This is a genomic window from Pseudomonas sp. 57B-090624 (assembly GCF_003234055.1).
GTDB lineage: Bacteria > Pseudomonadota > Gammaproteobacteria > Pseudomonadales > Pseudomonadaceae > Metapseudomonas > Metapseudomonas tohonis.
Window position 1 is genome coordinate 50,144 of sequence record NZ_QKRU01000017.1, and the last position, 25,895, is coordinate 76,038.

General features: G+C 67.3%; 23 protein-coding genes and 1 tRNA gene. 14 read left to right on the plus strand and 10 right to left on the minus strand.

Features of this window, described 5'->3' with window-relative positions:
• The first annotated feature begins 100 nt into the window (after positions 1–100).
• A complete protein-coding gene (locus DMX10_RS10770) occupies positions 101–532 on the plus strand; it encodes a carboxypeptidase regulatory-like domain-containing protein (RefSeq protein WP_111261049.1) in 432 nt (143 codons plus the stop codon).
• 58 nt (positions 533–590) lie between these two features.
• Here DMX10_RS10770 and DMX10_RS10775 read toward each other — a convergent pair whose 3' ends face one another.
• Positions 591–1,505 carry an ADP-ribosylglycohydrolase family protein gene (locus DMX10_RS10775; protein WP_111261050.1) on the minus strand — a complete coding sequence of 305 codons (915 nt, stop codon included), beginning with the start codon at positions 1,503–1,505 and terminating at the stop codon, positions 591–593.
• 111 nt (positions 1,506–1,616) lie between these two features.
• Positions 1,617–3,326, minus strand: a complete 1,710-nt coding sequence (locus DMX10_RS10780) for an amidase (protein WP_111261051.1) — start codon at positions 3,324–3,326, stop codon at positions 1,617–1,619.
• Between the two features lie 553 nt (positions 3,327–3,879).
• On the opposite strand from DMX10_RS10780, the gene DMX10_RS10785 reads away from it, so the two are divergent.
• The gene (locus DMX10_RS10785; RefSeq protein ID WP_111261052.1) at positions 3,880–4,914 is read left to right on the plus strand and encodes a PotD/PotF family extracellular solute-binding protein; all 1,035 of its coding nucleotides are present in this window, start codon (positions 3,880–3,882) and stop codon (positions 4,912–4,914) included.
• A 2-nt stretch (positions 4,915–4,916) separates the two neighbouring features.
• Positions 4,917–6,629, plus strand: a complete 1,713-nt coding sequence (locus tag DMX10_RS10790; RefSeq protein ID WP_111261053.1) for a diguanylate cyclase domain-containing protein — start codon at positions 4,917–4,919, stop codon at positions 6,627–6,629.
• Between the two features lie 102 nt (positions 6,630–6,731).
• Here the strand turns inward: DMX10_RS10790 and DMX10_RS10795 are convergent, their stop codons facing one another.
• Entirely contained in the window at positions 6,732–7,004 is a 273-nt protein-coding gene (locus DMX10_RS10795) for a DNA-binding protein (protein WP_111261054.1), read from the minus strand.
• Positions 7,005–7,115: 111 nt separating this feature from the next.
• Here DMX10_RS10795 and DMX10_RS32400 point away from each other — a divergent pair, with 111 nt between their 5' ends.
• Positions 7,116–7,373: a hypothetical protein gene (locus DMX10_RS32400; RefSeq protein WP_146602998.1), complete on the plus strand. Its 258-nt coding sequence runs from the start codon at positions 7,116–7,118 to the stop codon at positions 7,371–7,373.
• Complete coding sequence (locus DMX10_RS10800) at positions 7,370–7,651, plus strand: hypothetical protein (protein WP_111261102.1); 282 nt, start codon at positions 7,370–7,372, stop codon at positions 7,649–7,651. Before DMX10_RS32400 ends, DMX10_RS10800 begins: the two co-directional genes overlap by 4 nt.
• Before the next feature lie 138 nt (positions 7,652–7,789).
• Here the strand turns inward: DMX10_RS10800 and DMX10_RS10805 are convergent.
• The 4 genes from DMX10_RS10805 to DMX10_RS10820 all read right to left on the minus strand — a co-directional run bounded on the left by DMX10_RS10805 (position 7,790) and on the right by DMX10_RS10820 (position 10,252).
• A tRNA-Gly gene (locus tag DMX10_RS10805) sits at positions 7,790–7,863 on the minus strand.
• 122 nt (positions 7,864–7,985) lie between these two features.
• Entirely contained in the window at positions 7,986–8,870 is an 885-nt protein-coding gene (locus DMX10_RS10810; RefSeq protein WP_111261055.1) for an alpha/beta fold hydrolase, read from the minus strand.
• Between the two features lie 483 nt (positions 8,871–9,353).
• On the minus strand, positions 9,354–10,046 hold the full coding sequence (locus DMX10_RS10815) for a pseudouridine synthase (protein ID WP_111261056.1): 693 nt from the start codon (positions 10,044–10,046) through the stop codon (positions 9,354–9,356).
• Positions 10,046–10,252, minus strand: coding sequence for a cysteine-rich CWC family protein (locus DMX10_RS10820; RefSeq protein WP_111261057.1), 207 nt, complete (start codon positions 10,250–10,252; stop codon positions 10,046–10,048). The genes DMX10_RS10815 and DMX10_RS10820 overlap by 1 nt, the downstream gene beginning before the upstream one ends.
• Positions 10,253–10,587: 335 nt before the next feature.
• Here DMX10_RS10820 and pcsA point away from each other — a divergent pair, with 335 nt between their 5' ends.
• The 4 genes from pcsA (at position 10,588) to DMX10_RS10845 (ending at position 15,268) form a co-directional block, all read left to right on the plus strand.
• The gene (gene pcsA, locus DMX10_RS10825; protein ID WP_111261058.1) at positions 10,588–11,292 is read left to right on the plus strand and encodes a phosphatidylcholine synthase; all 705 of its coding nucleotides are present in this window, start codon (positions 10,588–10,590) and stop codon (positions 11,290–11,292) included.
• A gap of 135 nt (positions 11,293–11,427) precedes the next feature.
• Entirely contained in the window at positions 11,428–11,964 is a 537-nt protein-coding gene (locus DMX10_RS10830; RefSeq protein WP_111261059.1) for a hypothetical protein, read from the plus strand.
• Positions 11,965–12,494: 530 nt separating this feature from the next.
• A complete protein-coding gene (locus DMX10_RS10840) occupies positions 12,495–13,859 on the plus strand; it encodes a glutamine synthetase family protein (RefSeq protein WP_111261061.1) in 1,365 nt (454 codons plus the stop codon).
• A 98-nt stretch (positions 13,860–13,957) separates the two neighbouring features.
• Entirely contained in the window at positions 13,958–15,268 is a 1,311-nt protein-coding gene (locus DMX10_RS10845; protein WP_111261062.1) for an FAD-binding oxidoreductase, read from the plus strand.
• A 557-nt stretch (positions 15,269–15,825) separates the two neighbouring features.
• Here DMX10_RS10845 and DMX10_RS10850 read toward each other — a convergent pair.
• Positions 15,826–16,614, minus strand: a complete 789-nt coding sequence (locus tag DMX10_RS10850; RefSeq protein ID WP_111261063.1) for a helix-turn-helix transcriptional regulator — start codon at positions 16,612–16,614, stop codon at positions 15,826–15,828.
• 150 nt (positions 16,615–16,764) lie between these two features.
• Here DMX10_RS10850 and DMX10_RS10855 point away from each other — a divergent pair, with 150 nt between their 5' ends.
• From DMX10_RS10855 to DMX10_RS10865, 3 genes are all read left to right on the plus strand, one after another.
• Positions 16,765–17,580 (plus strand): carbon-nitrogen hydrolase family protein, encoded by an 816-nt coding sequence (locus DMX10_RS10855; RefSeq protein ID WP_111261064.1) that lies wholly within the window; start codon positions 16,765–16,767, stop codon positions 17,578–17,580.
• A 115-nt stretch (positions 17,581–17,695) separates the two neighbouring features.
• Positions 17,696–19,018 (plus strand): APC family permease, encoded by a 1,323-nt coding sequence (locus DMX10_RS10860; RefSeq protein ID WP_044400153.1) that lies wholly within the window; start codon positions 17,696–17,698, stop codon positions 19,016–19,018.
• 128 nt (positions 19,019–19,146) lie between these two features.
• Positions 19,147–20,223: a bifunctional transcriptional activator/DNA repair enzyme AdaA gene (locus DMX10_RS10865; RefSeq protein ID WP_111261065.1), complete on the plus strand. Its 1,077-nt coding sequence runs from the start codon at positions 19,147–19,149 to the stop codon at positions 20,221–20,223.
• A gap of 151 nt (positions 20,224–20,374) precedes the next feature.
• Here the strand turns inward: DMX10_RS10865 and DMX10_RS10870 are convergent, their stop codons facing one another.
• On the minus strand, positions 20,375–21,760 hold the full coding sequence (locus tag DMX10_RS10870; RefSeq protein WP_111261066.1) for an MFS transporter: 1,386 nt from the start codon (positions 21,758–21,760) through the stop codon (positions 20,375–20,377).
• A 154-nt stretch (positions 21,761–21,914) separates the two neighbouring features.
• Positions 21,915–22,823 carry a LysR family transcriptional regulator gene (locus tag DMX10_RS10875; protein ID WP_111261067.1) on the minus strand — a complete coding sequence of 303 codons (909 nt, stop codon included), beginning with the start codon at positions 22,821–22,823 and terminating at the stop codon, positions 21,915–21,917.
• A 110-nt stretch (positions 22,824–22,933) separates the two neighbouring features.
• On the opposite strand from DMX10_RS10875, the gene DMX10_RS10880 reads away from it, so the two are divergent.
• Both DMX10_RS10880 and DMX10_RS10885 read left to right on the plus strand, forming a co-directional pair.
• Positions 22,934–24,658 (plus strand): acyl-CoA dehydrogenase family protein, encoded by a 1,725-nt coding sequence (locus tag DMX10_RS10880; protein ID WP_111261068.1) that lies wholly within the window; start codon positions 22,934–22,936, stop codon positions 24,656–24,658.
• Positions 24,659–24,674: 16 nt separating this feature from the next.
• Positions 24,675–25,871, plus strand: a complete 1,197-nt coding sequence (locus DMX10_RS10885; protein WP_111261069.1) for a CaiB/BaiF CoA-transferase family protein — start codon at positions 24,675–24,677, stop codon at positions 25,869–25,871.
• The last annotated feature ends 24 nt before the right edge of the window (positions 25,872–25,895 follow it).

A 25,895-nucleotide genomic window follows, 5' to 3' on the forward strand; every position in this document is an offset into this window, starting at 1 on the left:
CTCCATCTTTGCGAGTGGGGGCCGTTGCTCGACAGCGGGCCCACAGGATTTCCTTGACGTCGGCCTCCAACTCCTTAATCCACGTCCCAGGGATCGAGACATGACAATGGGCCACCGCACACCCAGAGCCGCCCTGGCGCTGGCGACCGCCACCACCCTCTGCGCCTGCGTCCCCGTCTACAAGACCCTCCAGCCCTATGCCGAGGTACAGGTGCGCAACGAGCAGGGCCAGCCACTGGAGTCGGCCGAGGTAGTGTTGATCAGCAGCGCCTATCCCTATGGCCGGGAGCAGTTCAGGGCGACGGCGATGACCGATCCGGCAGGTGTCGCGACCTTCTACAAGGTGAAGGACCTGCGCCTCGAATTCTTCGTGATCCACGGGGCACAGGAGTTTTTCTGGAACTGGTGCGTGAGAGGCAAGGGCTATGCGACCCAGACCACCGCATTGCGCAATGGCGATGATTTCGAGGCCAATCCGACGTTCGTGCTCAAGCCGGGGGCGTCCACGGCCTGTCCCGAGCCCGGGAGCTGACCGGGCCTTCGATCTTGGCGGCAACCTGCATGTCCCGGGCTGAAGCCCGGGCTACCTGTCATCCCGCGTTTCGTGTGACCGCTGCTTGATACAGCGCCGACGCGATCCCCTCTATCTCATCCCCTTGATGCAGCTTGCCGAGCCACCTGGCCGGGATGCCGGGCTTGCCGTAATAGGCACCGGCGACCTGGCCGACGATGGCGGCGGTGGTGTCGGCGTCGTCGCCCAGGTTGGCGGCTTCGAGCACGGCGGCTTCGAAGGAGTCGGTGACCCAGAAGCACCAGAGCGCGGCTTCGAGGGAGGCGACGCAGTAGCCCGTGCCGCGTATCTGCGCGCGGGGCTTGCCGATGAAGCTGCCGCTGGCCAGTTCGCGGATGGCGGGTTGCAGGTAGAGGGCGGGGGAGGCGTCGAGCAACTGGTCGCGGGATTTGCCGGCCAGGGCATTGGCGATGACCTGGGCCAAGAGCTTGCAGGCCTCGACCGCCTCGGCGGCGCCGTGGGTGGTGCGCGAGCTCTGCTGGGCGAAGTGGGTGACCTCCTCCTGGCTGGGGAAGTAGTACATCACCACCGGGGCGAGGCGCATCAGCGAGCCGTTGCCGGCGGTGTCCGGGTCGCTGGAGCCGGCGAAGGGCTGGCCGGATTCCTGGTAGTGGGTCAGCGCCTCGCGGATGGTGGTGCCGATGTCGAAGCACTGCCCGGTGGAGCTCCAGTAGCCCCATTGCCACCAGTTGAGGTAGCGGGTCATCTGGTCGGCGGCGTCGAAGCCGTTCTTCTCCAGCAGGCTTTCGGCGAGGCAGAGGGCCATCGAGGTGTCGTCGGTCCATTGGCCCGGCGCCAGGGCGAAGGGGCCACCGCCGTTCATGTCGGCGATCGGCTTGAAGGTGCCGGGCGGGAAGAATTCGAGGGTGGTACCTACGGCGTCACCGCTGGCCAGGCCGAGCAGGCATCCCTTGTAGCGATCCAGTAAGTCCATGTGCGTATCCCCGGGGCGGACCAGATTGGTACTCCAGGGCCGGGCCTGGAGCAAGTGCCTTCGCGATGAGAGGGCGGGATCGGTGCATGCAGCCCCGATCCCGCCGTTTCATCAGTTGTGGGCCAGCGGCGGGGTACGCGGCGGAACCCGGCGCTTGCTGCCGGTGGCCTCGTAGGCCGAGGCGAGGCGCAGCAGCGTCGAGTCGTCGTAGGCGCGACCGGCGAAGGTCAGGCCGACGGGCATGCCGATGTCGGCCATCACGCCCATGGGTACGGTGACCGTGGGCACGCCAAGGTGGCGGATGGCGAGGTTGCCGTTGGCGACCCAGACGCCGTTGCTCCAGGCGATGTCGGCGGATTCGGGGTTCACGTCGGCGTCGGCCGGGCCTACATCGGCGACGGTGGGGAACAGCACGGCGTCAAGGCCCAGGCGGTCCATCCAGTCTTCGAGGTCGATGCGGCGGGTCTGCTCCAGGCCGCGCAGGCCGTCGGGCAGGGTGGGGATCTGGTCCCAGGGCGTGATGCCGCGCTCGGCCATCTTCACGTACTCGTCCATGCCCGCCGCCAGGTCGCCCTCGCGGTTGGGCAGGGTGCCCGGGTCGTGGGGGAAGATCTTCGGCCCGTCGACGTCCACCAGGCGGTTGAGCCTGGGGTCGCCGTTGGCGCGGAGGAAGTCGTCGAAGGCCCAGGCGGAGAGGTCCCAGAGCTCGTGGTGGAGGAATTCCCTGGACACCAGCCCGCGGTTGAACACGGTGGGTGCGCCGGGGCGGTCGCCCTCGCAGTTGGAGACCAGCGGGAAGTCGACCTCGATCACTTCGGCGCCGGCGGCCTCGAGGGCCTGGCGGGCCGCGTTCCACAGGTCGATCACCGAGGCGCGGGTATTGATGCGCTGGCCGGTCGGGCCGCCGATGCCGGGGGCTTCGCTGGTGCCGGCCTCCGGGTCGGCATTGATGAACATCCGCGGCACGCCGAGGCGCTTGCCGGCCAGTGCCTCGGGCTTCGCCGCCAACTCCAGGTAGGAGGCGGGACGCACGCTGGAGGCGGCGGGGATCGGCACCCAGGGCTGCAGGCGCCACAGGTCGCCCCGGGTGTCCGGGTCATCGGCGACCACCACGTCGAGCACTTCGAGCAGGTCCGCCATGGTGCGGGCGTAGGGCACGACGACGTCCATGGTCGGCGTCAGCGGCCAGTTGCCGCGCACGGAGATCACCCCGCGAGAAGGCGTGTAGGCGCACAGGCCGTTGTTGGAGGCGGGGCCACGGCCGCTCGACCAGGTCTCCTCGGCCAGGCCGAAGGCGGCGAAGCTCGCGGCCGTGGCGGTGCCGGCGCCGTTGGAGGAGCCGGAGGCGAAGGGCGCGGTGAGGTAGGCGGCGTTATAGGGGCTTTCTGCCCGGCCGTAGACCCCACGCTGCATGCCGCCATTGGCCATGGGCGGCATGTTGGTCTTGCCCAGGCAGATGGCCCCGGCGGCGCGCAGGCGTTCGATGGTGAAGGCGTCGCGCTGGGCGACCAGCTCGGCGAAGGCCGGGCTGCCGGAGGCGGCGGTGAGGCCTTTCACCAGGTAGCTGTCCTTGGCGGTGTAGGGGATGCCGTCCAGCGGGCCGAGGGTTTCGCCCCGGGCGCGGCGGGCGTCGGAGGCGTGCGCCTCGTCCAGGGCCTCGGGGTTGCGCACCACCACGGCGTTGAGGGCGGTGGCGGTGTCCTGCCCGTCGTAGGCGTCGATGCGGACGAAGTAGGCCTGGACCAGTTCGACGGCGGTGGTACGGCCGGATTCGAGCGCGGCGCGCAGCTCGGCGATGGGGACTTCGGTGACTTCGATCATGCGTCCACCCCCGGGCGCTGCTGGGGCTGGGAGGAGATGACGCGTGCAAAACCGGTTTTCATGACGGTCCTCGTTTCAATGCGTGTGCGACGGGTTGGACGCGCGGCCTGGTCGGTGGCGTTCACAGGGGGCCTATTTAGCCACCAAGTCGGTAGCAGAGGAATCGCCCGCGTGTGCGACTGAGACGCCAGGGGCACGAAGCAGGTACTGGCGTCCCATCGTTGCCCGATCCTCGTGCCCCGTCCTGGCCACTACAGGGTCAGGACACGGGCTGCACGGTGCTGCTGGGCCGTCGTTGCGCTCCGTTTGTCCGATCCTCCGTGCCAATGGCGGCTTTTGGCCATATCTCCCAGCAAAACGCCATGCGCCGTCGCTATGCTGTGTGGTAATCCGAAGCGACGGTTCCAATCCGGCCAGGGCAAGCAGGCCGGTCGCCCGGTTATGTCAGGTTCGAGGGGGCCGCTCCCGTTCCGGTGCGAGGACGCCTGGGCGGGTGCTGTCGATTGATGCTTCGGAATCGTTTCATCCTTCGAATTCCGTCAAGGGCGGGGATATGCGCGGACTCTGCTGGTTCTGGGTTCTTTGTGCCTTGTGCGCCACGCTGCCGGCCTCGGCGGCGGACGGTGTGGTATTGCACGTGCTGGCCTGGCCGGGCTACGCCGATGCGGATGTGGTGAAGACGTTCGAGCAGCAGCACCAGGTGAAGGTCGTGGTGACCCTGGTGGATTCCGACGAATCGCTCTGGGACAAGCTGCACGCGCAGGACGGCGAGCTGTTCGACGTGCTCGCCGCCAATACCGCCGAGATCCAGCGCTACTACCGCAACGGCATGCTGCAACCGCTGGACCTCGCCCGCCTGCCCAACACCCGCCACCAGTTGCCGCGCTTCCAGGACCTCGAATCCATCGAGGGGCTGACCCGCGAAGGGCAGGTGTATGCGGTCCCCTTCACCTACGCGGCGATGGGGCTGATCTACGATCGCCAGCAAGTGCCGGTGCCGCCGCGCTCGATGGCGGAGATGTGGAACCCGCGCTACCAGGGCAAGGTGCTGGCCTTCAACAGCGCGCAACACAACTTCTCCTTCACCGCGTTGACGCTGGGGCTGGCCGATCCCTTCCACCTGCGGGCCGATGACTTTCGCCGGGTGACCGGGCAACTGGTGGCCCTGCGGCGCAACCTGCTGGCGTACTACAGCCTGCCGGAGGAGGCGACCGACCTGTTCCTGCGGCACAAGGCGGCGCTGCTGTTCGCCAACTACGGCATGCAGCAGGTGACGCAGTTGCGCCAGGCGGGGGCCGACGTGGGCTATGTGATCCCCGACGAGGGTGCCATCGCCTGGCTGGACTGCTGGGCCATGACGCGCACCGCCACCAACCGCGAACTGGCACTGGCCTGGATCGACTACATGCTCGACCCCCGGGTCGGCCGGCTGCTGAGCGAGCGCCAGGGCCTGGCCAACACCAGCGAGGTGCCCACGGAGCCGGCGGGTGACGCCCGGCTCATCTGGCTGCAGCCGGTGGAGGATGTGGGACGCCGCGAGGCGTTGTGGAGCCGCATCGTGTCCGGTGACCGGGAGGAGAGGTTCTAGCCATGCGCATGGGCCTGACCGTCAAGCTGTCGATCCTGCTCGCCTGCATCGGCATCCTCTCCTCGGGGATCACCGGCTATTTCTCCTATTCGGCCAACCAGGCGCTGCTGGTCAAGGAGGCCGAAGGCAACCTGCTGACCTCCACCGAGCTGCTCGGCCAGCGCCTGTCCTCGTTGCTGAGCGACATCGACGCGGACGCCCTGACCCTGGCCGACATGCCTTCCAGCGCGCTGGTCGCCAGTCTCGGTTCGCGACCGGGCGATACCGGTGCCAAGCCGCACCTGGCCGGGGTCTTCGCCACGGTGATGCGCCTGCATCCGCAGTATTCCCAGGTGCGCCTGATCAGCCGCCAGAACCATGGCATCGAGGTGATCCGCTTCGATCGCGACGGCCAGCGGATGATCGAGGTGGACGGCTTGCTGCTGCAGGAGAAAGGCCATTTCCCCTACGTGTTCGAAACGCTGCTGCTCAAGCCGGGGCAGGTGTACCTCGCGCCCATCACGGTCAACCACGAGCGCGGCGCCCATTCGGCCGACGGCGCCCCGACCCTGCGCGTGGCCACGCCCGTGGCCGGTAAGGACGGGGTGGTGCAGGGGGTGGTGGTCATCAACGTCGACCTCAAGCGCTTCCTCGAACAGCTGGAGGCGGACCTGCCGCAGGGGCACCAGTTGTACCTGGCCAACCAGTGGGGCGACTTCCTCGTGCACCCCGTACCGGCGATGGCCTTCGGATTCGACAAGGGGCGGCGCATCCTCATCCAGGACAGCTTCGCCGATACCCAGCAACTGCTGAGCCGCCAGGCCCCCAGCGTGCTGGTCAACGGCCTGGATGCGCCGACCCGGGCCGAGGGCAAGATCATGGCCTTCGTGCGCAAGCCGTTCGGCCTCAACGGGGAGGACCAGTTCGTCGTGCTCGGCCTGTCGCGCCCGCTGGAGGACGTGCTCGGCAGCGGGCGCTCGCTGGGGCGCAGCATCATCCAGATGGTGCTGGTGTTCAGCGTGCTGGCCCTGGTGCTGGCGGTGCTGTTCTCCCGTGCCCTGACCCGGCCGCTGCAGATGCTCAGCCACGCGGCGCGCAGCTTCCAGACCGAGCACATGCACGACGTCGCGCTGCCCATCACCCGCAAGGACGAGATCGGCGTGCTGGCCCGCGGCTTCGACCTGATGCGCCGCGAACTGAAGTCGCACATGGAAATGATGAGCCGCAACCAGCAGGAGCTGCGCCACCTGGCCGACCACGACTCGCTCACCGACCTGCCCAACCGGCGGCAGTTCTTCCAGCAGTTGCAGCGCGCCATCTGCACCGTGGGCGAAGGCGGCGACGAGCTGGCGGTGCTGTTCATCGATCTCGACGACTTCAAGAAGATCAACGACGACATGGGCCACTCGGTGGGCGATGAAGTGCTGATCGTCGTCGCCCGGCGCCTGCGCGGCGCTGTGCGCAGCGGCGACCTGGTCGCCCGGCTGGGCGGCGACGAATTCGTGGTACTGATCCAGGGCCCGGACATCGCTGCGGCCGCCAGCGCCATCGTGCACAAGATCCTCACCGCGCTGGCCGACCCCGTGGCCATCAAGGGCCGCCCCCTGGAGATCGGCGCCAGCATCGGCCTGAGCATCTACCCCCAGGACGGCACCACCGCCGAAGCGCTGATGCTGCACGCGGACAACGCCATGTACCGGACCAAGCTGGAAGGGCGGAAGGCGAGGGCGGAGTGAAGCCAGTCTACGGGAACAGAGTGTGATTCTGATGAAGCCCTATTACAGCTTCGGCTTCGACGAATTGTCGCCGGGGTAACCCGGGAGCCGTTGCTCCGGTGTCTATACCGCGCTTGGTTTGATCGAAGCGGGATGCGCTTCGTCGTATTCCGGGCTCGTTTGTCCGACGTCAGGCATGACCTCGCCGGTCATCAACCACCAGCGGTACTGGGGATAAAGCGCCCCGAGCTGTTCCAGCTCTTCGGCGCTAAAGCGGGCGCGGCCCCGCTTGATGCTCTGCCACCGTACGTATTCCTTGCTGTTGACCTCAGCCAAATCTTTCAGGCTCGTCTGCTCCAGCAACAGCAGCGCCCTATCTGCCATTCCTTCAGACATTGACGATTTCGCTATGGACTATTGTCATATTTCTAAATTATGGATGTTGTCCATATGGATTTTATCCATAAGCCCTGCGCAGTTATGGCCATGAATAGTGACGGAACGAGCATGGAACTGGAAGACCTCGCCGCAGCCGCTCTGGCTGGCTGCCCGTTGGACTTGGAGCACACCGTTTGGCGACCGCGCCTGAATGTTGAGCGCGCGCGAGCCATGGTTCATCACGGGATCATTCCCCCGGCGGAACTCAGGCCAGATACAACATTCGAGGCAAACGGTTTTGAGCGGGTATGGAGTCTTATGAAAGGATGCAAAGGCTTTCTCTACACGCGGAGCAAGAGCCTTTCAGAAGGGAGGATAGGGCAGTGAAGAGCTATCCCCCTGCCGTCATCCCCTCGACGGCGCGATCGTTCCTCGGCAAATCGGTGTTGATGGAACTGGTCTTCTGGGATACGGGGCCGGAAGTGCTTTGGAGATTCTTTCATATCGTGGGTGTGGTGCTGCCGCTTGAGGGCGTTAACGAGCAGGGCTATTTCCTGACCATGGATTTCAATGGCAGGTCGCGCTTCCCGGACGAAGTATTCTTTTCCGATATCCGCACGATTCGGGTAGTGCCTTATCGCGATGCGGAGGGGAGGGGGATGTAGGTGGGTGCCGAGTGTGCGAAGCCCAACGTGATATTGCCGAGCCTCGCACCGTTGGGCCTCGCTGCGCTCGGCGCCGACCTGGGGAAGCTGAAAAGCAAAAGGCCCGCATCTCGATGAGACCGCGGGCCTTTTAATGTCTGGAGCGGGCGAAGGGAATCGAACCCTCGTCATGAGCTTGGGAAGCTCAGGTAATGCCATTATACGACGCCCGCTTTCAAGGCCGCCTTTTTACCAGAAGCCTTGGCCGAAATGAAGCCCGGTCATGCACTTGATGCACGCCTTTTCTCGAAGGCGGGGGGTGGAAGCCCCCGTTGCGGGGGCCTGCGCGGGGCGGTCAGACGGCCATTGCCTGGGTGGGTTGGTGCTGCAGGTGACGCGGTTGCTGGGCACTGGCGGGAGCGTTGAGGAAGCCCAGCAGCACCTGCTGGGTCTGCAGCCAGCCGGCCTTGTGTTCCAGGTCGATGAAGTGGCCGGCATTGCGGATGGTTTCGAACTGGCAATCACGCACGTGCTCGGCGAACAGCCGGGCGTCCTTGGGGGATGTGTAGACGTCGTGCTCGCCGTTGATGAACAGCAGCGGGATGTCCACCGCCTTGAGGCAATCGACGTAGCAGTTGGCGTCCAGCGACAGCACCTGGCGGATATGGAAGTGCATCTGCCGGTATTCGTGCTCGTCGAGGCTGGCGACGTGCTTGTGGTTGAAACGCTTGAACAGCGTCGGCAGGTAGCGGCCGATGGTGCCGTTGACCAGGGCGCCGACGTTCTCGCGATCCACGGCCTGCAGGTAGTTCATGCCGTTCTTCATGTAGTCGAGCATCGGCTCGTTGAGGATCGGCGAGAAGGAGTTGATCACCGCCTTCTTGATCCGCGCCGGGCTCTGGCCGAGGGCGAGCAGGGTGGCGACGCCGCCCCAGGAGAAGGACGAGAGGTAGTCCGCCTGGTAGTGCTCGATGAGTTCGAGGAGGATCTCCGCCTCGGTTTCCTTGGTGATCGGCCGGCTGTGGTCGTTGTGGGGCTTGGAGCGGCCGGCGTAGGGCTGGTCGTAGAGCACCACGTTGAACTGCGGTTGCAGGTACTTCACCGTTTGCGCGAACGAGGCTGTGGTGGCCAGCGAGCCGTTGACCAGAATGATCGTGCGACTGGCTTGAGGGTTGCCGTAGAACTCCGTGTATACCTTGTACTTCCTGTCGATCGTGACGACCTGGGTCTGTGCCCTCATGTCGTTTCCTCCTGGCGCAAGTGGGTCGTGCGGACGAGGCGAGGCGCTTCGTTCGCGGAGCATTCGGGCAGTCAGATAAACGCCTGGAGATGACAAGAGAATGTCAGGCGGTTTTTTTGGAATTATTTATTTTTCAATAACTTAGGTCGAAAAAGAGCGGAGCTCCCAGCGCCCTTTTCAGGGGCCGGAAGTGCACTTTGACCAGGCAGGAAACCTATGTCGGCGGGTGAGGCCGGGGTGTTGCGGATCGCTTGGAAGGCTGGAGTGACTCATTGGTCACACTCTGACCTACGGTTTGGATTCAAGCAGACACCCATGACCCCCGCAAGCGCGAATCGGCACTTTTTCCGTGCAGCCCGTCGGCTTGTGACGAAGAAGTTGTCGCGCCGTTTCACCTAGTGCCCCGGTGGGGCCGCTCCGATGGTTCTCAGAGAGAGGAGAACCGCGGAAGTTGCAACTCATTGAGCGCCAACCGTCGGCGGCTCAGAACAGGGCGATTTCGGTGGGTGTAAGGGCGCGGTACTGCCCGGGTCGCAGGGCCGGGTCGAGGGGCAGGGCGCCCATGCTCTCGCGGTGCAGGCGCAGCACCTTGTTCTGGAAGTGGCCGAACATGCGCTTGACCTGGTGGTAGCGGCCTTCGTGCAAGGTCAGCCGCGCTGCGCGGGGGGCGAGGATTTCCAGCTGCGCGGGGCGGGTGGTGAGGTCCTCGTAGGCGAAGTAGAGGCCTTGGGCGAAGGCCTCGATGCAGGCCGGGTCGATCACCTGCTCGGTTTCCACGGTGTAGACCTTGGGCTGCTTGGTCTGCGGCAGGGTGAGGCGGCGCGACCAGAGGCCATCGTTGGTGATCAGCAGCAGCCCGGTGGTGGTCAGGTCGAGGCGCCCGCCCAAGTGCAGTTCGTGCTTGTCGGGCTCGTCGAGCAGGTCGAGCACCGTGGGGTGTTCGGGGTGCTCGGTGGCGCTGACCCAGCCGGCGGGCTTGTGCAGCATGAAATAGCGCGCCGGCTTGCCGGGCTGCACTTCGCGTTCGTCGAGGGTGACGCGGTCGAACACCCGCACTTCGAGGCTGCCGTCGGTGGCCACGACGCCATTTACCCGCACATGCCCGGTGGCCAGTTGCAGGCGCGCGGCCTGGCGGTTGAGGTCGGGAAGGTTGCCGAGCAGGCGGTCGAGGCGCATCAGGTCGGCTCTGCCGGCGCCAGCAGGCCGGCGCAGCGGGGGCAGAGGCAGGCCTTGCCCTGGGCGTCCAGCGGGATGCGGCGCAGCGCCTCGGGGTCGATCGGGGTGTGCAAGCACCAGCACGGCTGGCCGCTGGCGGATTCTTCGGCGCAGTCGTTGGCCAGGCCGCAGAGCGGGCAGCGCGAAGGGTCGGGGGCCTGGTTCATGCCGGTAGCGGGAGCTGTGGGAAAGGTCGCTAGGGTGCAGCGCGTCGGCGGCCGATGCAAGCCATCGGGGACGGACGTGGACCGATAAGCGGTGCCACCGGGCCCGAAGCCCGTTGCAGAGCCGTGCGGCCGGAAGGAACAGGCCGCTCGGCGGAGGAAATCGCCGTCGCTTGTGAATGGCCTAGCAGCGAATTAGTAGCGCAACGAGTAGAATTTTCGGCATTGTGCGCATCGTCGTCAGTGTTATCTGATGAACGCGTAAGAAAATCCAGTTGTCTACGGATTAACGTCACCCACTCAGCGGAATAGAGACGCACGTGTCCACTCAAATCAATATGGTCAACAAGGCCAAGGCCTGGTCCGCTCACGGCGTGACCGCCACCGGCGTGGTACTGGCCCTGATGGCCATCCTCGCTCTGTTCGACAACCAGCCTCGCGACTGCCTGCTCTGGCTCGGCGCCGCCCTGCTGGTGGACGGCCTGGACGGCAGCTTCGCGCGCAAGGTCCAGACCAGCACCATGCTGCCGAACTTCGACGGTTCGACCCTCGACCTGGTCATCGACTACCTGACCTACGTATTCATCCCCGCGCTCTTCATCTACCGCTACGTGCCGCTGCCTGACTACACCGTGCTGCCCACCGTGAGCCTGATCCTGGTGTCGTCGCTGTTCTGCTTCTGCAACCTGAACATGAAGAGCAGCGACAACTACTTCGTCGGCTTCCCGGCAGCCTGGAACGTCGTTGCGCTGTACCTGTACCTGATCGACCTGCCGCCGGTGGCGAGCTTCGCGATCATCTGCGTGCTGGCCGCGCTGACGCTGACCAAGCTGAAGTTCCTGCACCCCTTCCGCGTGCGCAAGCTGATGCCGCTGAACATCACCGTGACCTTCGTGTGGATGCTCAGCAGCATGTTCCTGATCATCCAGTACCCCGACCTGAAATCCATGATGGTCGCTCTCTGGGGCCTGTCCTCGGCCTACTTCGTCGGCGTGTGCCTGTGGCGCAGCCTGATGGACTGGAGCGGCAAGCTGCGCGCCTGATCCGCGACCGCTGCACAAGAGCCCGTCCTAGCGACGGGCTTTTTTGTGGGCGCGGCGAACCGGGGGCGCATGGCCGGCAAGGTGACTTGCCTATATCCTTCACGCCTTGTTTCCCACCCGCAGGACCCTTTCCAGATGAAAACGCAGCTGATCGAACTCATCACCAAAATCAGCTCGGGCTGCATGTCGGATGAGGAAATCGACAAGATCGCCGACGAAGCCGCCCAGGCCTATGCCGATCCCGAGGCCTTCCTCGCCGCCAACCCGGACATCAACTACGACGACAGCTTCACCATCCCCCTGGGCGAATGGGTGGTGGTCGGCAGCCTGCCGGAGACCGTGCTCTTCCACGCCGACGACTACCCGGACCTGCTGGCGCAGATCATCGCCTCCTTCGGTCCCGAGGTGAGCTTCAACATCCAGCCCAAGCAGCTGAAGAAGGTCGACCCGCTGCGTGCCATGCACCGCATCCAGGTCCAGCTCAGCGCTCTCTACCCGGAAAAGGGCGGTTACGTGCTGGTGGGCTTCAGCGACCCGATGGAAGACGACATCCTGCAGGCCGTGTTGGTCTACAAGCAGGACGTGGCCCGCGTGCTGGAGCTGGCTGACGAGCTGCAGATCGATGCCGTGGAAGTCTACGAATCCATGAAGGGCGCGCAGGACGACGACTGAGTCCCCGGCTGCTCCTTGTGGGGGCTAATTCATTCGCGATCGGGCTCGTTGCCTGGGTCTTTCGCCGTTGAAACCGCTCCCACACCTGCACCGAGCCTCCGCGCATCCCTGCCGTTCATTTGTTTAGCGCCTGATTAACCAAAGATAGAAAAAACTGGATTTTAAGCACCCATCGCGGCGTGCGAGGCTCGTGCCATTCCATATCCAGGCCTTTTTCAATGGGTTTTCCCCCGTCGCTGATCGCACCAACCGAGCCCCTCGCCGCACCGGCGGGGCGCGGTATGCGGTGCGAGCGTCGGTGGCCGGGCCAGCCCAGCGTCTCCCTTCCCCTCGAACTGGCCTTCTGGGCCCTCTGGCACTGCCGCCACGCACGCCCGCCGGACGCTGCTCCCTTCTGATTCCGGACCGGCCACCCTCCTGGCCGCCGTCCGCCACGCGACGACCCGCTCCCGAACGCACGCCTGCACAGTGTTTGCATGGCCTTGCCCGGGATCATCACGTGCGCCCGATGCGGCGCTGAAGAGAGCCAGATGAAATTCGCCACCTTGCAGGAAGCCCGAGACTTTCTCGACCAGAACCCCGATATCGACGCCTTCGAGCTGTTCATCCTCGACGCCAATGGCGTGCCACGGGGCAAGCTGCTGCACCGTGACGAACTGCTCGCCGTGTACCAGAGCGGCCGGCCGCTGCCGAGCACCATCCTCGGCCTCACCCTCAATGGTGACGACGTGGAGAACTCCGGCCTGGTCTGGGACGTGGGCGACATCGACTGCCGCGCCTACCCGCTGGCCGGCAGCCTGGTGCGCCTGCCCTGGCGTCGCATGCCCACCGCCGCCGTGCAGGTCAGCATGCACCCGAGCGAGGGCATGCCCGCCGCCATCGCCGACCCGCGCCACGTGCTGATCGGGGTGATCGAACGCCTCAAGGCAGACGGCTTCCACCCGGTGATGGCCTGCGAGCTGGAGTTCTACCTGCTGGACCAGAAGCCCGATGCCCAGGGCCGCCCGCAACCGGCGCTGGACGGCGACGGCCGCCGCCCGCGTACCACCCAGGTCTACGGCCTGCGCGAGCTGGAACAGATCGAGCCCTTCCTCGCCGACCTCTATGCCGCCTGCAAGGCCCAGGGCATTCCCGCCCGCACCGCCATTTCCGAATACGCGCCCGGCCAGGTGGAGATCACCCTGGAACACGGCGACGCGCTGCAGGCCATGGACCAGGCCGTGCGCTACAAGCGCCTGGTCAAGGGTGTGGCCAATGCCCATGGCATGCAGGCCTGTTTCATGGCCAAGCCCTTCGATCACCTGGCCGGCACCGGCATGCACATGCATGTCAGCCTGGCCGATGCCGAGGGCCGCAACCTGTTCGCCAGCGAAGACCCGGCCGGCACCCCGCAACTGCGCCTGGCCGTGGGTGGCATGCTTGCCTCCCTGCTGGATTCGCTGCTGCTGTTCTGCCCCAACGCCAACTCCTACCGCCGCTTCCAGGCCAACAGCTACGCGCCCCTGGCGCCGACCTGGGGTGTGGACAACCGCACCGTCAGCCTGCGCGTGCCTGGTGGCCCGGCCTACACCCGCCACATCGAACACCGCATCTGCGGTGCCGACGCCAACCCCTACCTCGCGGCGGCCGCCATCCTCGCCGCCATCCATCGCGGCATCCGCGACGAGATCGACCCAGGCGAGCCGGTCGAGGGCAACGGCTATGCACAGGCCAAGGAGCTGCTGCCGACCGACTGGCTGACCGCGTTGCAGGCCCTGGAGAACTCCAGCTGGGCCCGCGAGGCTTTGGGCCCGGAATTCCTCGGCGTCTACCTCGCGGTGAAGCGCGCCGAGTACCGCCAGTTCATGGCCGAAGTGGGCGAGCAGGACTGGCGCTGGTACCTGAACCAGGCCTGATCCCGCGGCAGCGCCCGGCCCGCAGTCCCTGCGAGTGCAAGGACCCGGTAAACAGATTCGTACGGAGAGGGCCCCCGAGGGCCTCGCAGGAAACCAAGATGAACGTCGCACTGAAGACCACGCCCAGCGCCGAGCGCTGCGCGTCCTACTACACCGCCACCCTCAATGCCGAAACCGACTACCCCACCCTGCAGGGCACGGTGGACGCCGACGTGGTGATCATCGGCGGCGGCTTCACCGGCGTCGCCACCGCCGTCGAGCTCGCCGAGCGCGGCCTCAAGGTCGCCCTGGTGGAAGCGAAGAAGATCGGCTGGGGCGCCACCGGCCGCAACGGCGGCCAGGTCACCGGCAGCCTCTCGGGCGACGGCGCCATGCGCAAGCAGATGCGCAAGCGCCTGGGGGCGGAGGTGGACGACTTCATCTGGCACCTGCGCTGGCGCGGCCACGCGATCATCAAGAACCGGGTGGAGAAGTACGGCATCGCCTGCGACCTCAAGCACGGCCACCTGCATGCGGCGATGAAGCCCGCCCATATCGACGAGCTGCGCGAATCCTTCGAGGAGGCCCAGCGCCGCGGCATGGGCGACGACGTGACCCTGCTCGACGCCGCCGGCGTGCGCCAGCACCTGGAGAGCGACCTGTACCTGGGCGCGCTGAAGAACACCCGCAACATGCACCTGCACCCGCTCAACCTGTGCATCGGCGAGGCCCGCGCGGCCGAGAGCCTGGGGGCGATGATCTTCGAGCATTCCGAGGTGCTGGAGATCGTCCATGGCGAGCGCCCGGCTGTGGTCACCGCCCAGGGCCGCATCAACGCCCGCCAGGTGCTGCTGGCCGGCGACGTGTACCACAAGCTGGAGCCGAAGAAGCTCAAGGGCATGATCTTCCCGGCCATGGGCGGCATCGTCACCACCCGCCCGCTAGGCGAGCTGGCGGAGCGCATCAACCCGCAGGACCTGGCCGTCTACGACTGCCGCTTCGTGCTCGACTACTACCGCCTCACCGCCGACAAGCGCCTGTTGCTGGGCGGCGGCGCCAACTATTCCGGGCGTGACTCGCGGGACATCGCCGGCGAGCTGCGCCCGGCCATCGAGCGCACCTTCCCGGCGCTCAAGGGCATCGAGATCGATTACCAGTGGAGCTGTGCCATGGGCATCGTCATCAACCGCATCCCGCAGCTGGGCAAGCTCTCGCCCAACGTCTGGTACTGCCAGGGCTACTCCGGCCACGGCATCGCCACCACCCACATCATGGGCGAGATCATGGCCCAGGCCATGACCGGCAGCCTCGGCCACTACGACACCTTCGCCGACTGCTCGCACATCAAGGTTCCCATGGGCGACGTGTTCGGCAACCCCATGCTCGCCGTGGGCATGTGGTACTACCAGATGCTGGAAAAACTCCGCTAAAGGCCCGTAGCCCGGGCTTCAGCCCGGGTGGCCCGTGCCAACCGCATGGGATTCGCCGAGCTCATCCCATCCTACGGGGGCCTTGCCCGCTCCCTTTGGGAGCGGCTCCAATCGCAAAGCGCTTCGCGATTGAACTCACTCTCACACGGCACGATGTCGGTAGCCGGGTAGGGTGGACGTCGCTTTTCACGTCCCCCAGCGGTGTTGCCGGTGGCTCCGACGGTGGACCGGTGAAGCGTGGTCCACCCTACGCCCGACCAGAGCCGCCGGCACTGTTTGTGGGAGCGGCTCCAATCGCAAAGCGCTCCGCGAATGAACTCACTCTCACACGGCACGATGTCGGTAGCCGAGTAGGGTGGACGTCGCTTTTCACGTCCACCAGCGGTGTTGCCGGTGGCTCCGACGGTGGACCGGTGAAGCGTGGTCCACCCTACGCCCGGCAAGGGGCGTCGGCGCTTTTTATGGGAGCGGTTTCAACCGCGAAAGGTAGGAGCGCCGGGGCTGATCGCCAGCGAATTTCCCCCCAGGGGCCGCAGCGCTCCCTACGCCCTCGCGGCCTACCCCCGCTGCGCCTTGAGGAACAGCGAGAACAGCTCCGACTGCGACTTGATCCCGAGCTTGGCGTAGATGTGCTTGCGGTGGACCTTCACCGTCTCCGCCGAGATGGCCAGCTTGCGCGCCACTTCCTTGCTGGAGCAGCCGCTGAGCATCAGCCGGGCGACCTCCAGTTCGCGGGCGGTGAGTGCGCTTTCCACCTGCTGGCCCACCTGTTCCAGCTGCACCTCCCAGTTCGGTGCCGGTTGCGGGGTGCTGGCCAGGCGTTCGGCCTCGAAGGCCAGGCGCTGGCGCATGAGCCCCAGCACCCAGGGCTCCACCAGGCTCAACAGGGCGATCTGCTCGGGGGTGAAGGCCTGGCGCGAACCGAGGGACAGGCACAGGGTGCGCCCGCCCTCCAGCGGCACGTTGAACTGCAACTCGTCGGTCACCACGTTGAGGCGGTGGTAGCGCTGGTAGTAGTCGGTCTGCTCGAAGCATTCCGGCGCCACGTCGGCCAGGCGCAGCAGGCCGCCACGGTTGCTTTCGCGGCTGTGGATATAGAAGGGGTCCAGCAGGTAGAGGCCGTCCAGGTAGTCCTGGAACAGCAGGTCCGGTTCGCCATCCTCGCCCGGGCATTCGGCGAACACCAGGGGCCGGCCTTCGCTGAACAGCAACGCCACCCAGCTGTCATGGGGCACGTACTGGCCGAGGGTGCGCACCAGTGCCACCCAGAAACCGGGGGCGTCCAGGGCTTCGATCAGTTGCCCCACCGAGCGGTGCCAGGCGATGTCCTGCAGGCTCAACGTCATGCTTCTACCCCTGATGGGTTACCACGCGGGCGTAATTTCACCGGAAGCGTCGGCGGTTCCATACTGCGCGAACACCGGGACCGACGCAGCGCGCATTCTGACCGTTTTGCGCAATCAGGTCTCGTGCAACGACAAGAATCAGGAGTGCCCATGAAGGTCGAACTCGTCCAGCTCACCGGTCGTGACGGCGATACCGCCCACAACCTCGCCGCTGCCCTGGAAGCCATCGCCGCCTGCGCCGCCGACACCGACCTGGTGGTGTTCCCGGAGACCCACCTGATGGGCTTCCCCACCGCCGAGAACATCGCCGCCGTCGCCGAACCGCTGGACGGCCCCACCGTCCAGGCCGTGCAGCGCGCCGCCCGCGAGCGCGACGTCGCGGTGGCCATAGGCATCGCCGAGAACGACGCCGGCACCTACTACAACACCACGCTGCTGATCACCCCCGAAGGCATCGCCCTGAAGTACCGCAAGACCCACCTGTGGGCCTCCGACCGCGGCATCTTCACCCCCGGCGACCGCTACGCCACCTGCCTGTACAAGGGCGTGCGCGTGGGCCTGCTGATCTGTTTCGACATCGAATTCCCCGAGAGCGCGCGCGCCCTTGGCCAGCTCGGTGCCGAGCTGATCATCGTCACCAACGGCAACATGGACCCCTACGGCCCCACCCACCGCACCGCGATCATGGGGCGCGCCATGGAGAACCAGGCCTTCGCCGTGATGGTGAACCGCGTGGGCGAGGGCGACGGCGACCTGGTATTCGCCGGTGGCAGCGCCGTGGTCGACCCCTTCGGCCGCCTGCTGCTGGAAGCCGGGCGCGAGGCGTGCCGGCAGATCATCGAGCTTGACCTGACCCAGATCGCCGCTGCGCGCAGCGACTACCGCTACCTCGACGACCGCCGCATGGTGCTGCCGGGCGAGATGCGCGAGTACGCCGACGGCCGCCGCGAGCTGTTGATTCCCTGATTGCCCATTTGACGGGCGCCCCCGAGGCGCCCGCATTACCGCCTGGATTGGGCGGTCGCTTCACCTTCGCCGACTTCGGCTCTGCCATAACAACCAACAATTCGGAGTAGCAGTAATGGCTCGTCTTCAGCGCACCCTGTCGCTGGGGTCCGTGGTGCTGTTCGGCATCGCGTACATGACCCCCATCATCGTCCTCGGCACCTTCGGCATCCTCGCCGACGTCACCCAGGGCCTGGTGCCCGCCGCCTACGTGGCCGCCTCCCTGGCCATGCTGTTCACCGCGCTGAGCTACGCGCGGATGGCCGCCGCCTTCCCGGTGGCCGGCTCGGCCTACACCTACGTGCGCAAGTCCATCAGCCCCAAGCTCGGCTTCCTCGCCGGCTGGGCGGTGCTGCTGGACTACCTGTTCCTGCCCATGGCCATCTGGCTGATCGGCGCGGCCTACCTGCACTCGGCCTTCCCAGACGTGCCCCAGGCGCTCTGGGTGCTGGCCTTCATCGGTGTCACCACGGCCATCAACGTGGTCGGGCTGAAGCTGGCCAAGACCGTCAACGGCGCGCTGATGCTGGTGCAGTTCCTCGTGCTGCTGGCCTTCGTCGCGCTCTGCGTGCACTACGTGCTGGGCGATGCCAGCAAGCCGCTGTGGTCCCTGGCGCCCTTCGTCGGCGAGGGCCTGAACCTGCCGCTGGTGATGAGCGGCGCGGCCATCGCGTGCTACTCCTTCCTCGGCTTCGATGCGGTGAGCACCCTCACCGAAGAGACCCGCGACCCGCGCCGGACCATTCCCAGGGCAATCCTGCTGATCACCCTGATCGGCGGGCTGATCTTCATCGCCACCTCCTACTTCGTGCAGCTGGCGCACCCGTCCATCGAGTTCCAGAGCGCGGATTCGGCGGCCTACGAGATCGCTCGCAACATCGGCGGTGATGTGTTCGTGTCGGTCTTCCTCATCGGCCTGATCGTCGGCCAGTTCACCTCGGGCCTCTCCGCCCAGGCCAGCGCCTCGCGCCTGCTGTTCGCCATGGGCCGCGACGGCGTGCTGCCGCAGTCCCTGTTCGGCCGCCTCAGCGAGCGCTTCGGCACCCCGGTGGGCAGCATCGTGCTGTGCGGCGTGGTGGCCCTGCTGGCGCTGAAGATGGACGTGACCACCTCCACCTCCTTCATCAACTTCGGTGCCTTCCTGGCCTTCAGCCTGGTGAACCTGTCGGTGATCTTCCACTACTGGCTGCGCAGCGATCAGCGCGGCCCGCGCGAGGCGCTGCTGTTCGTGGTGTGCCCGCTGATCGGCATGGTCTCCACCCTGTGGCTGATGATCAGCCTCGACCACCTGGCGATCATCCTCGGCCTGTCCTGGCTGGCCCTGGGCGTGATCTACCTCGCCTGGCTCACCGGCGGCTTCCGTCGCCAGCCGCCGGAGCTGCACTTCGAAGAGGCCTGACGGCCGCGCCGGGGAGGGCGGGCACTGTGCTCGCCCGCCCGGCGGAATAGACGCCCGATCCGAGGCGGCAAAGGTCGGTTTCCTGGCATAAAGTGGGCGCTCTTTTTCCCACGGTTCCGGAGCCGGCCATGGACGCCCCGCTGTTCGATTCGCTACCCGATGACGAGACCCTGTACCAGGCGCTGCTGGAGCGCGACCCGGCCTATGAGGGCTTCGCCTTCGTCGGGGTCAAGAGCACCGGGGTGTTCTGCCGCCTGACCTGCGCTGCGCGCAAGCCCAAGCGGGAGAACTCGGTGTTCTTCGGCAGCATCAAGGCCTGTGTCGAGGCGGGCTTCCGTCCCTGCCTGCGCTGCCGCCCGCTGGACCAGGTGGGCGCCCAGGAGCCGCTGGTCAAGGAGTTGATCGCGCTGCTGGAGCAGGATCAGGAGCGGCGCTGGCTGGAGGGCGACCTGGTCGCCCTCGGCCACGACCCGTCCACGGTACGCCGTGCCTTCAAACGCCACTTCGGCGTGACCTTCCTGGAGATGGCTCGCCTGCGCCGCATCGGCCAGGGCCTGGCCCAGCTCTCCGCCGGTGCGCGGGTGGTGGACGCCCAGGTGACCGCCAGCTTCGATTCCGACAGCGGCTTCCGCAGCGCCTTCACCCGCCTGCTGGGCGAACCGCCGTCGCAGTTGCGCGGGCGCGAGCTGCTCAAGGCCGACTGGCTGGAAACGCCCCTGGGCGTGATGCTGGCGGTGGCGGATGCGCAGGCCCTGCACCTGCTGGAGTTCTTCGACCGGCCGGCACTGGCCAACGAGCTGAAGAACCTGCAGAAGCTCACCGGCACCAGCATCGGCTTCGGCCGCTTCGCCCCCATCGACCGGATCGAGGCGGAGCTGTCGCGCTACTTCGCCGGCGAGCCAGTGGTCTTCGCCACGCCGCTGGCCATGGGCGCCTCGGCCTTCACCCGCAGCGTGTGGCAGGCCCTGCGCGAGATCCCCTTCGGCATCACCTGCAGCTACGCCGACCTGGCCCGTGCCATCGGCTCGCCGTCGTCGGTGCGCGCCGTGGCCCGCGCCAACGGCACCAACCAGATCGCCATCGTCATCCCCTGCCACCGCATCATCGGCTCCGATGGCTCGCTCACCGGCTACGGCGGCGGGCTGTGGCGCAAGCGCTGGCTGATCGAGCACGAGCGGCGGATGGGGCGCGCGGTCCCGGGCTGAAGCCCGGGCTACGGTTGGGGCTGTTGCAGGGGGGCACATGCCTTCTCGTAGGAGCGAGCTCTGCTCGCGAAGCCTTTGGCGAATGAATTCGCCCCTACAGGGGAGGTTCCAGGTGCAACCCGCGTGGCGTGCACGCGGGTCGTGGGGGTGGTCAGGCCGGGTTGGTCTGGCCGATGCGGCCGCTGCGGGGCTCGGCTTGGGCATCCGGTTCGCCGTCGTCCCGCTCCGCCGTGGAGCGTTCGCTGGCGCGGTGCCCGGTGATGCGCAGCAGGGCCAGGGTGCAGGCCAGCGACACCACCGCATAGAGCGCCGAGGCGATGGCGACGCCGACGATGCTGCCGGTGGTGTTGAGGATCCACTGGGCCAGCAGCGGGGTGCCGCCACCCACCAGCAGGGAGCACAGCTGGTAGGCCAGCGACAGGCCGGAGTAGCGCACCCGGGTGGGGAAGGCGCGGGCCAGGATGCCGCCGATGGCGCCGTAGAACATGGCGTGGGGGATGGTCGCCAGGCACATGCCGACGGCGGCGATCCAGTACACGTTGGTCTCCACGGCGAAGAACATCGCCGGCATCAGGATGAACTCCGGCAGCACCATGATCGCCACCGCCTTGCGCATGTCGATGCGGGTGGTCAGCAGCGCGCCGAGGGGCTGGCTGATGAACTGCACCACCAGCGCGATGACGATGATGCTGAGGAAGGTGCTCTGGCTGTAGCCCAGGGTCTTGGTGGCCCAGGACAGGGCGAAGGTGCTCTTGAAGTAGGTGACGTGGATCACCGGCAGCGTCCCCGCGCCCAGCAGCACCACCAGCCAGTGCTTGCGCAGCACTTCGAGGATCGGCAGCTTGGCGGTCTTGTTCTCGCGCATCAGCCGCTGCATGTCCGTCGACTCCTCCAGGGTCAGGCGGATCACCATGCCGACGATCACCAGCGCCGCGGAAAGCAGGAAGGGAATGCGCCAGCCCCATTGCAGGAAGTCCGGCATCGGCAGGCTGCTGAGGGCGAAGAAGGCCAGGGTCGCCAGCAGGTTGCCGGTGGGCGAGCCCTGCTGGGCGAAGGCGGCGTAGAGGATGCCCTTGCCCTTGGGCGCGCTCTCGCTTGCGATGAGGATGGCGCCGCCCCATTCGCCGCCGACGGCGATGCCCTGGATCACCCGCAGGCACACCAGCGCCACCGGTGCCCACACGCCGATCTGCGCATAGGTGGGCAGCAGGCCGATGCCGGTGGTGGCCAGGCCCATCATGATGAGGGTGATCACCAGGGTGGTCTTGCGGCCGATGCGGTCGCCCAGGTGACCGAAGATGATGCCGCCCAGGGGCCGTGCGATGAAACCGGACCAGAGCGTGGCGAAGGACAGCAGGGTGGCGACGCCCGGGTCCATGTCGGCGGGGAAGAACACCTTGCCGAACACCAGCGCGGCGGCCAGGCCGTAGATGTAGAAGTCGTACCACTCGATGGTGGTGCCGATGAAGGAAGCGATGCCCGCCTTGCGGGCCTTGCGATGCTGTTCCCGTTCGTCCGGGTGCAGGGCGTGGTTCATGGACTCCACCTCTCTTGTTGTTTTTATCTGGCGAACCAGCGGCCACCCCGCCGATGCAGACAAGGGGTGTGGCGGGGCGGGCTGGCGCGTGGCTTGAGACTCGAGTCGAGCCGGAGTCTAGGAGGGCGGTCGGCAAATCAATAGTCGTTTGTTCTTATGGCGCGATAACGGAATCCGTATCGTCGCGTGCCAGTTGCCGTTGCAGGCGTGCGAGGAAGGCATGCGCCGCCTCGGGGGCGTTCTCCTCGCTGCACAGGGCGTGGATTTCCGATAGCGCGCCTTCCTGCACCAGCGGGACGCCGACGACGCCCGGCCAGGCGCGGCACAGGGACGCCGGCAGCAGCGCGACGCCCATGCCCTGCGCCACCATGGCGACGATGGTCTGCCACAGCCGCGCCTCATGGCGGATCTGCGGGCTGAAGCCGGCCCCGACGCAGCAGGCGATGATCAGGTCGTGGTAGTGCGGCGCCGCCGGGCGCGGGAAGAGGATGAACGGATCGTCGCGCAGCTCGGCCAGGTCGATGCGCTCGGCACCCGCCAGGGGGTGCCCGGGCGGCAGGCAGCAGAGGAAGGGCTCGGCCAGCAGGGCCTCGGAGCGCAGCCCCGCCGCCAGGGGACCGCGATGGATGAAACCGATGTCGATCTGCCCGCGCTGCAGCGCCAGGGCCTGCTCGGCGCTGTTCATCTCCTGCAGCACCACCTCCATGCCCGGGTGCGCCTCCTCGAAGCCGCGCACCGCCGCCGGCAGGCCGCGGTAGAGCATCGAGCTGACGAACCCCACGCGCAGCCGGCCCAGCGCGCCCTGGGCCGAGCGCAACGTCAGGCGCCGTGCCTGCTCGGCCTGTTGCAGCAGGCTGCGGGCCTCGTCCAGCAGCACCTGGCCGGGGGCGGTGAGCTTCACCGACTTGTTGGTGCGCACCAGCAGTTGCACGCCCAGCTGTTCCTCCAGCTTCTTGATGTCGAAGGAGAGCGCCGGCTGGGAGATGAACAGGCGCGCGGCGGCGCGGCCGAAGTGCAGTTCCTCGGCGACGGCGATGAAGTAGCGAAGCTGCTTGAGGTCCATCCGGTGCCCCCTTCAACGATATGAATTTCTTATCGTATGGGCTTTTTATTCTATTGGATACTTATCGTAGGGCTTCCTAGTCTCGGCGCACGACACGAAGGAGTGACGCCATGAACGCCCTGATCGAACGCCCCGTCATCGACGACCTGAACATCCCCGACAGCCGCGGGATGAACCTGTTCGACGCCGACCCCGAGCTGGCCTGCCTGCTGTCCCTGTACCTGCCCGAAGCCGTGCTGGCGCCCTGGCTGCCGCGCCTGCAGGCGCTGGGCGCCCGTGCCGGTGGCGAGTTGGACGCGTTGGCGCTCTCGGCGGACAAGAACCCGCCGGTGCTGGCCAGCCGCACCCGGCGCGGCGAGGACCGCCAGCGCATCCTCAAGCACCCCGACTACGTGGCCCTGGAGCGGGTGGCCTACGCCGAGCTGGGCCTGGCCTCCATGAGCCACGTGGCCGACGGCCCGCCGCCGCTGGTCAAGTACGCGCTGACCTACCTGTTCGTGCAGGCCGAGTTCGGCCTCTGCTGCCCGGTGAGCATGACCGACTCCCTCACCCGCACCCTGCGCAAGTACGGCGCCCCGGAGCTGGTGGAACGCTACCTGCCGAGCCTCACTTCGCGGGACTTCGACAGCCTCTACCAGGGCGCCATGTTCATGACCGAGCAGGCCGCCGGCTCCGACGTGGCGCGCACCCGCACCGTGGCGCGGCAGAAGGACGGGGCCTGGACGCTGCACGGCGACAAATGGTTCTGCTCCAACCCCGACGCCGACCTCGCCATGGTGCTCGCCCGGCCCGAGGACGCCCCCGAAGGCATGGCCGGGGTCAGCCTGTTCCTGCTGCCCAAGCACCGGCCCGATGGCAGCCGCAACGCGTACCGCATCGTGCGCCTGAAGGACAAGCTCGGCACCCGCTCCATGGCCAGCGGCGAGATCACCCTGGAAGGCGCCACCGCCTACCTGATCGGCGAGGTGGGGCGCGGCTTCCAGCAGATGGCCGACATGGTCAACATGTCGCGCCTGTCCAACGGCGTGCGGGCCGCCGGGCTGATGCGCCGGGGGCTCAACGAGGCGCTGTTCGTCGCCCGCCAGCGCCAGGCCTTCGGCAAGCGCCTGGTGGACATGCCGCTGATGCAGCGCCAATTGCTCAAGCTGATGCTGCCCGCCGAGCAGGCGCGCTCCCTGTTCATGCAGATCGCCACCCTGCTGCCCCGTGCCGATGCCGGTGACCGCGAGGCGCAGCAGTGCGTGCGCATCCTCACCCCGCTGATCAAGTTCCGCGCCTGCCGTGATGCCCGCCGTGCCACCGGCGACGCCATGGAGGTGCGCGGTGGCGTCGGCTACATCGAGGAATGGAGCGACGCCCGCCTGGTGCGCGACGCCCACCTGGGCTCGATCTGGGAGGGCACCAGCAACATCGTGGCGCTGGACATCGCCCGCGCCGTGACCCGCGAAGGCGCCCTGGAGCCGCTGGCCCGCCACCTGCGCGGCCTGCTCGACGAGGCGGCCCTGCCTGCCGCCGCCGATGCGCTGCTGCGCAGCAGCCTGGACAAGGCCGTCGCGCTGATGGCCGAGGTCGCCGAAGCCCGCCGCCACCAGCAGGTGCGCCAGGCCGGCAGCGCGCTCTACCACGTCGCCACGGCCATCGCCCTGGCGTGGGAGGGCGCGCGCCTGGCCCCCAACCACCGGCGCCTGGCCCTGGCCCTGCTGGTGCTGCGCCACCGCGTGCTGCCCCGCGACCCCCTGACGGCCGAGGCGGATGCCGGCGAGGCGCTGCTGCCGGCTCTGCTGGCCGAAGGCCCGCTGAGCCTGGACGACGCCCTGCGCCTGCTGCCCCACTGATCGCGGAGCCCTGACCATGACCACGACGACAGCCCCTCGGGGCGCCTTGCACGGCATCCGCGTTCTCGACCTCAGCCGCGTCCTGGGCGGCCCCTACTGCTCCCAGGCCCTGGCCGACCACGGCGCCGAGGTGATCAAGCTGGAACCCCCGGCGGGTGACGAGACCCGTGGATGGGGCCCGCCCTTCGAGGGCGACACCGCCTCCTACTTCCGTGGCATCAACCGCAACAAGAAGGGGCTGGTGGTGGACCTCGCCCAGCCCGAGGGCCGCCAACTGCTGCTGCGCCTGCTGGAAGGCGCCGACGTGCTGCTGGAGAACTTCAAGCCCGGCACCCTGGAACGCTGGGGCCTGGGCTACGAAGCGGTGCTGGCCGAGCGCTTCCCCCGGCTGATCCACTGCGCCGTCTCCGGCTTCGGCGCCGACGGGCCGCTCGGCGGGCTGCCCGGCTACGACGCGGCGATCCAGGCCATGGCCGGGCTGATGAGCGTGAACGGCGAGGCCGACGGTGGGCCGCTGCGGGTCGGCCTGCCGGTGGTGGACATGGTCACCGGGCTCAACGCCCTGGCCGGCATCCTCCTCGCGCTGCACGAGCGGCAGCGCAGCGGGCGCGGCCAGTCCGTGGACATCACCCTCTACGACTGCGGCCTGTCGCTCCTGCACCCGCACCTGCCCAACTACTTCGGCTCGGGCCGGGTGACCCCGCGCAGCGGCAACGCCCACCCCAACATCGCCCCCTACGACAGCTACCGCACCGGCGGCGAGCCGATCTTCCTCGCCGTGGGCAACGACCGGCAGTTCGCCCGGCTCTGCGAACACCTGGGCGCCGAGGCCCTGCTGGACGACCCGCGCTTCGCCGACAACGGCAGCCGCTCGGTGCATCGCCAGGCGCTGAAGGCGGCGCTCGAAAGCCATCTGGCCAGCCATGACGGCCCGCCCCTGGCCGAGGCGCTGATCCGCCTGGGCGTGCCCTGCGGCGCGGTGACCACGGTGGAGCAGGCGATCGCCCATCCGCACACCCGCCACCGGGCAATGCTGGTGGAGCTGGGTGATTACCGCGGTATCGCCTCGCCGGTGAAGCTTTCGCGCACCCCGGCGCAGTACCGCCGCCCGCCGCCGGGCCTGGGCCAGCACAGCCGCGAGCTGCTCGATGGCCTCGGCCTGGATGCCGGGCAGGTCGACGACCTGATCCAACGCGGGATCGTGCGCGGCTGACGCACCCCCGTTCCCCCCCTGCAC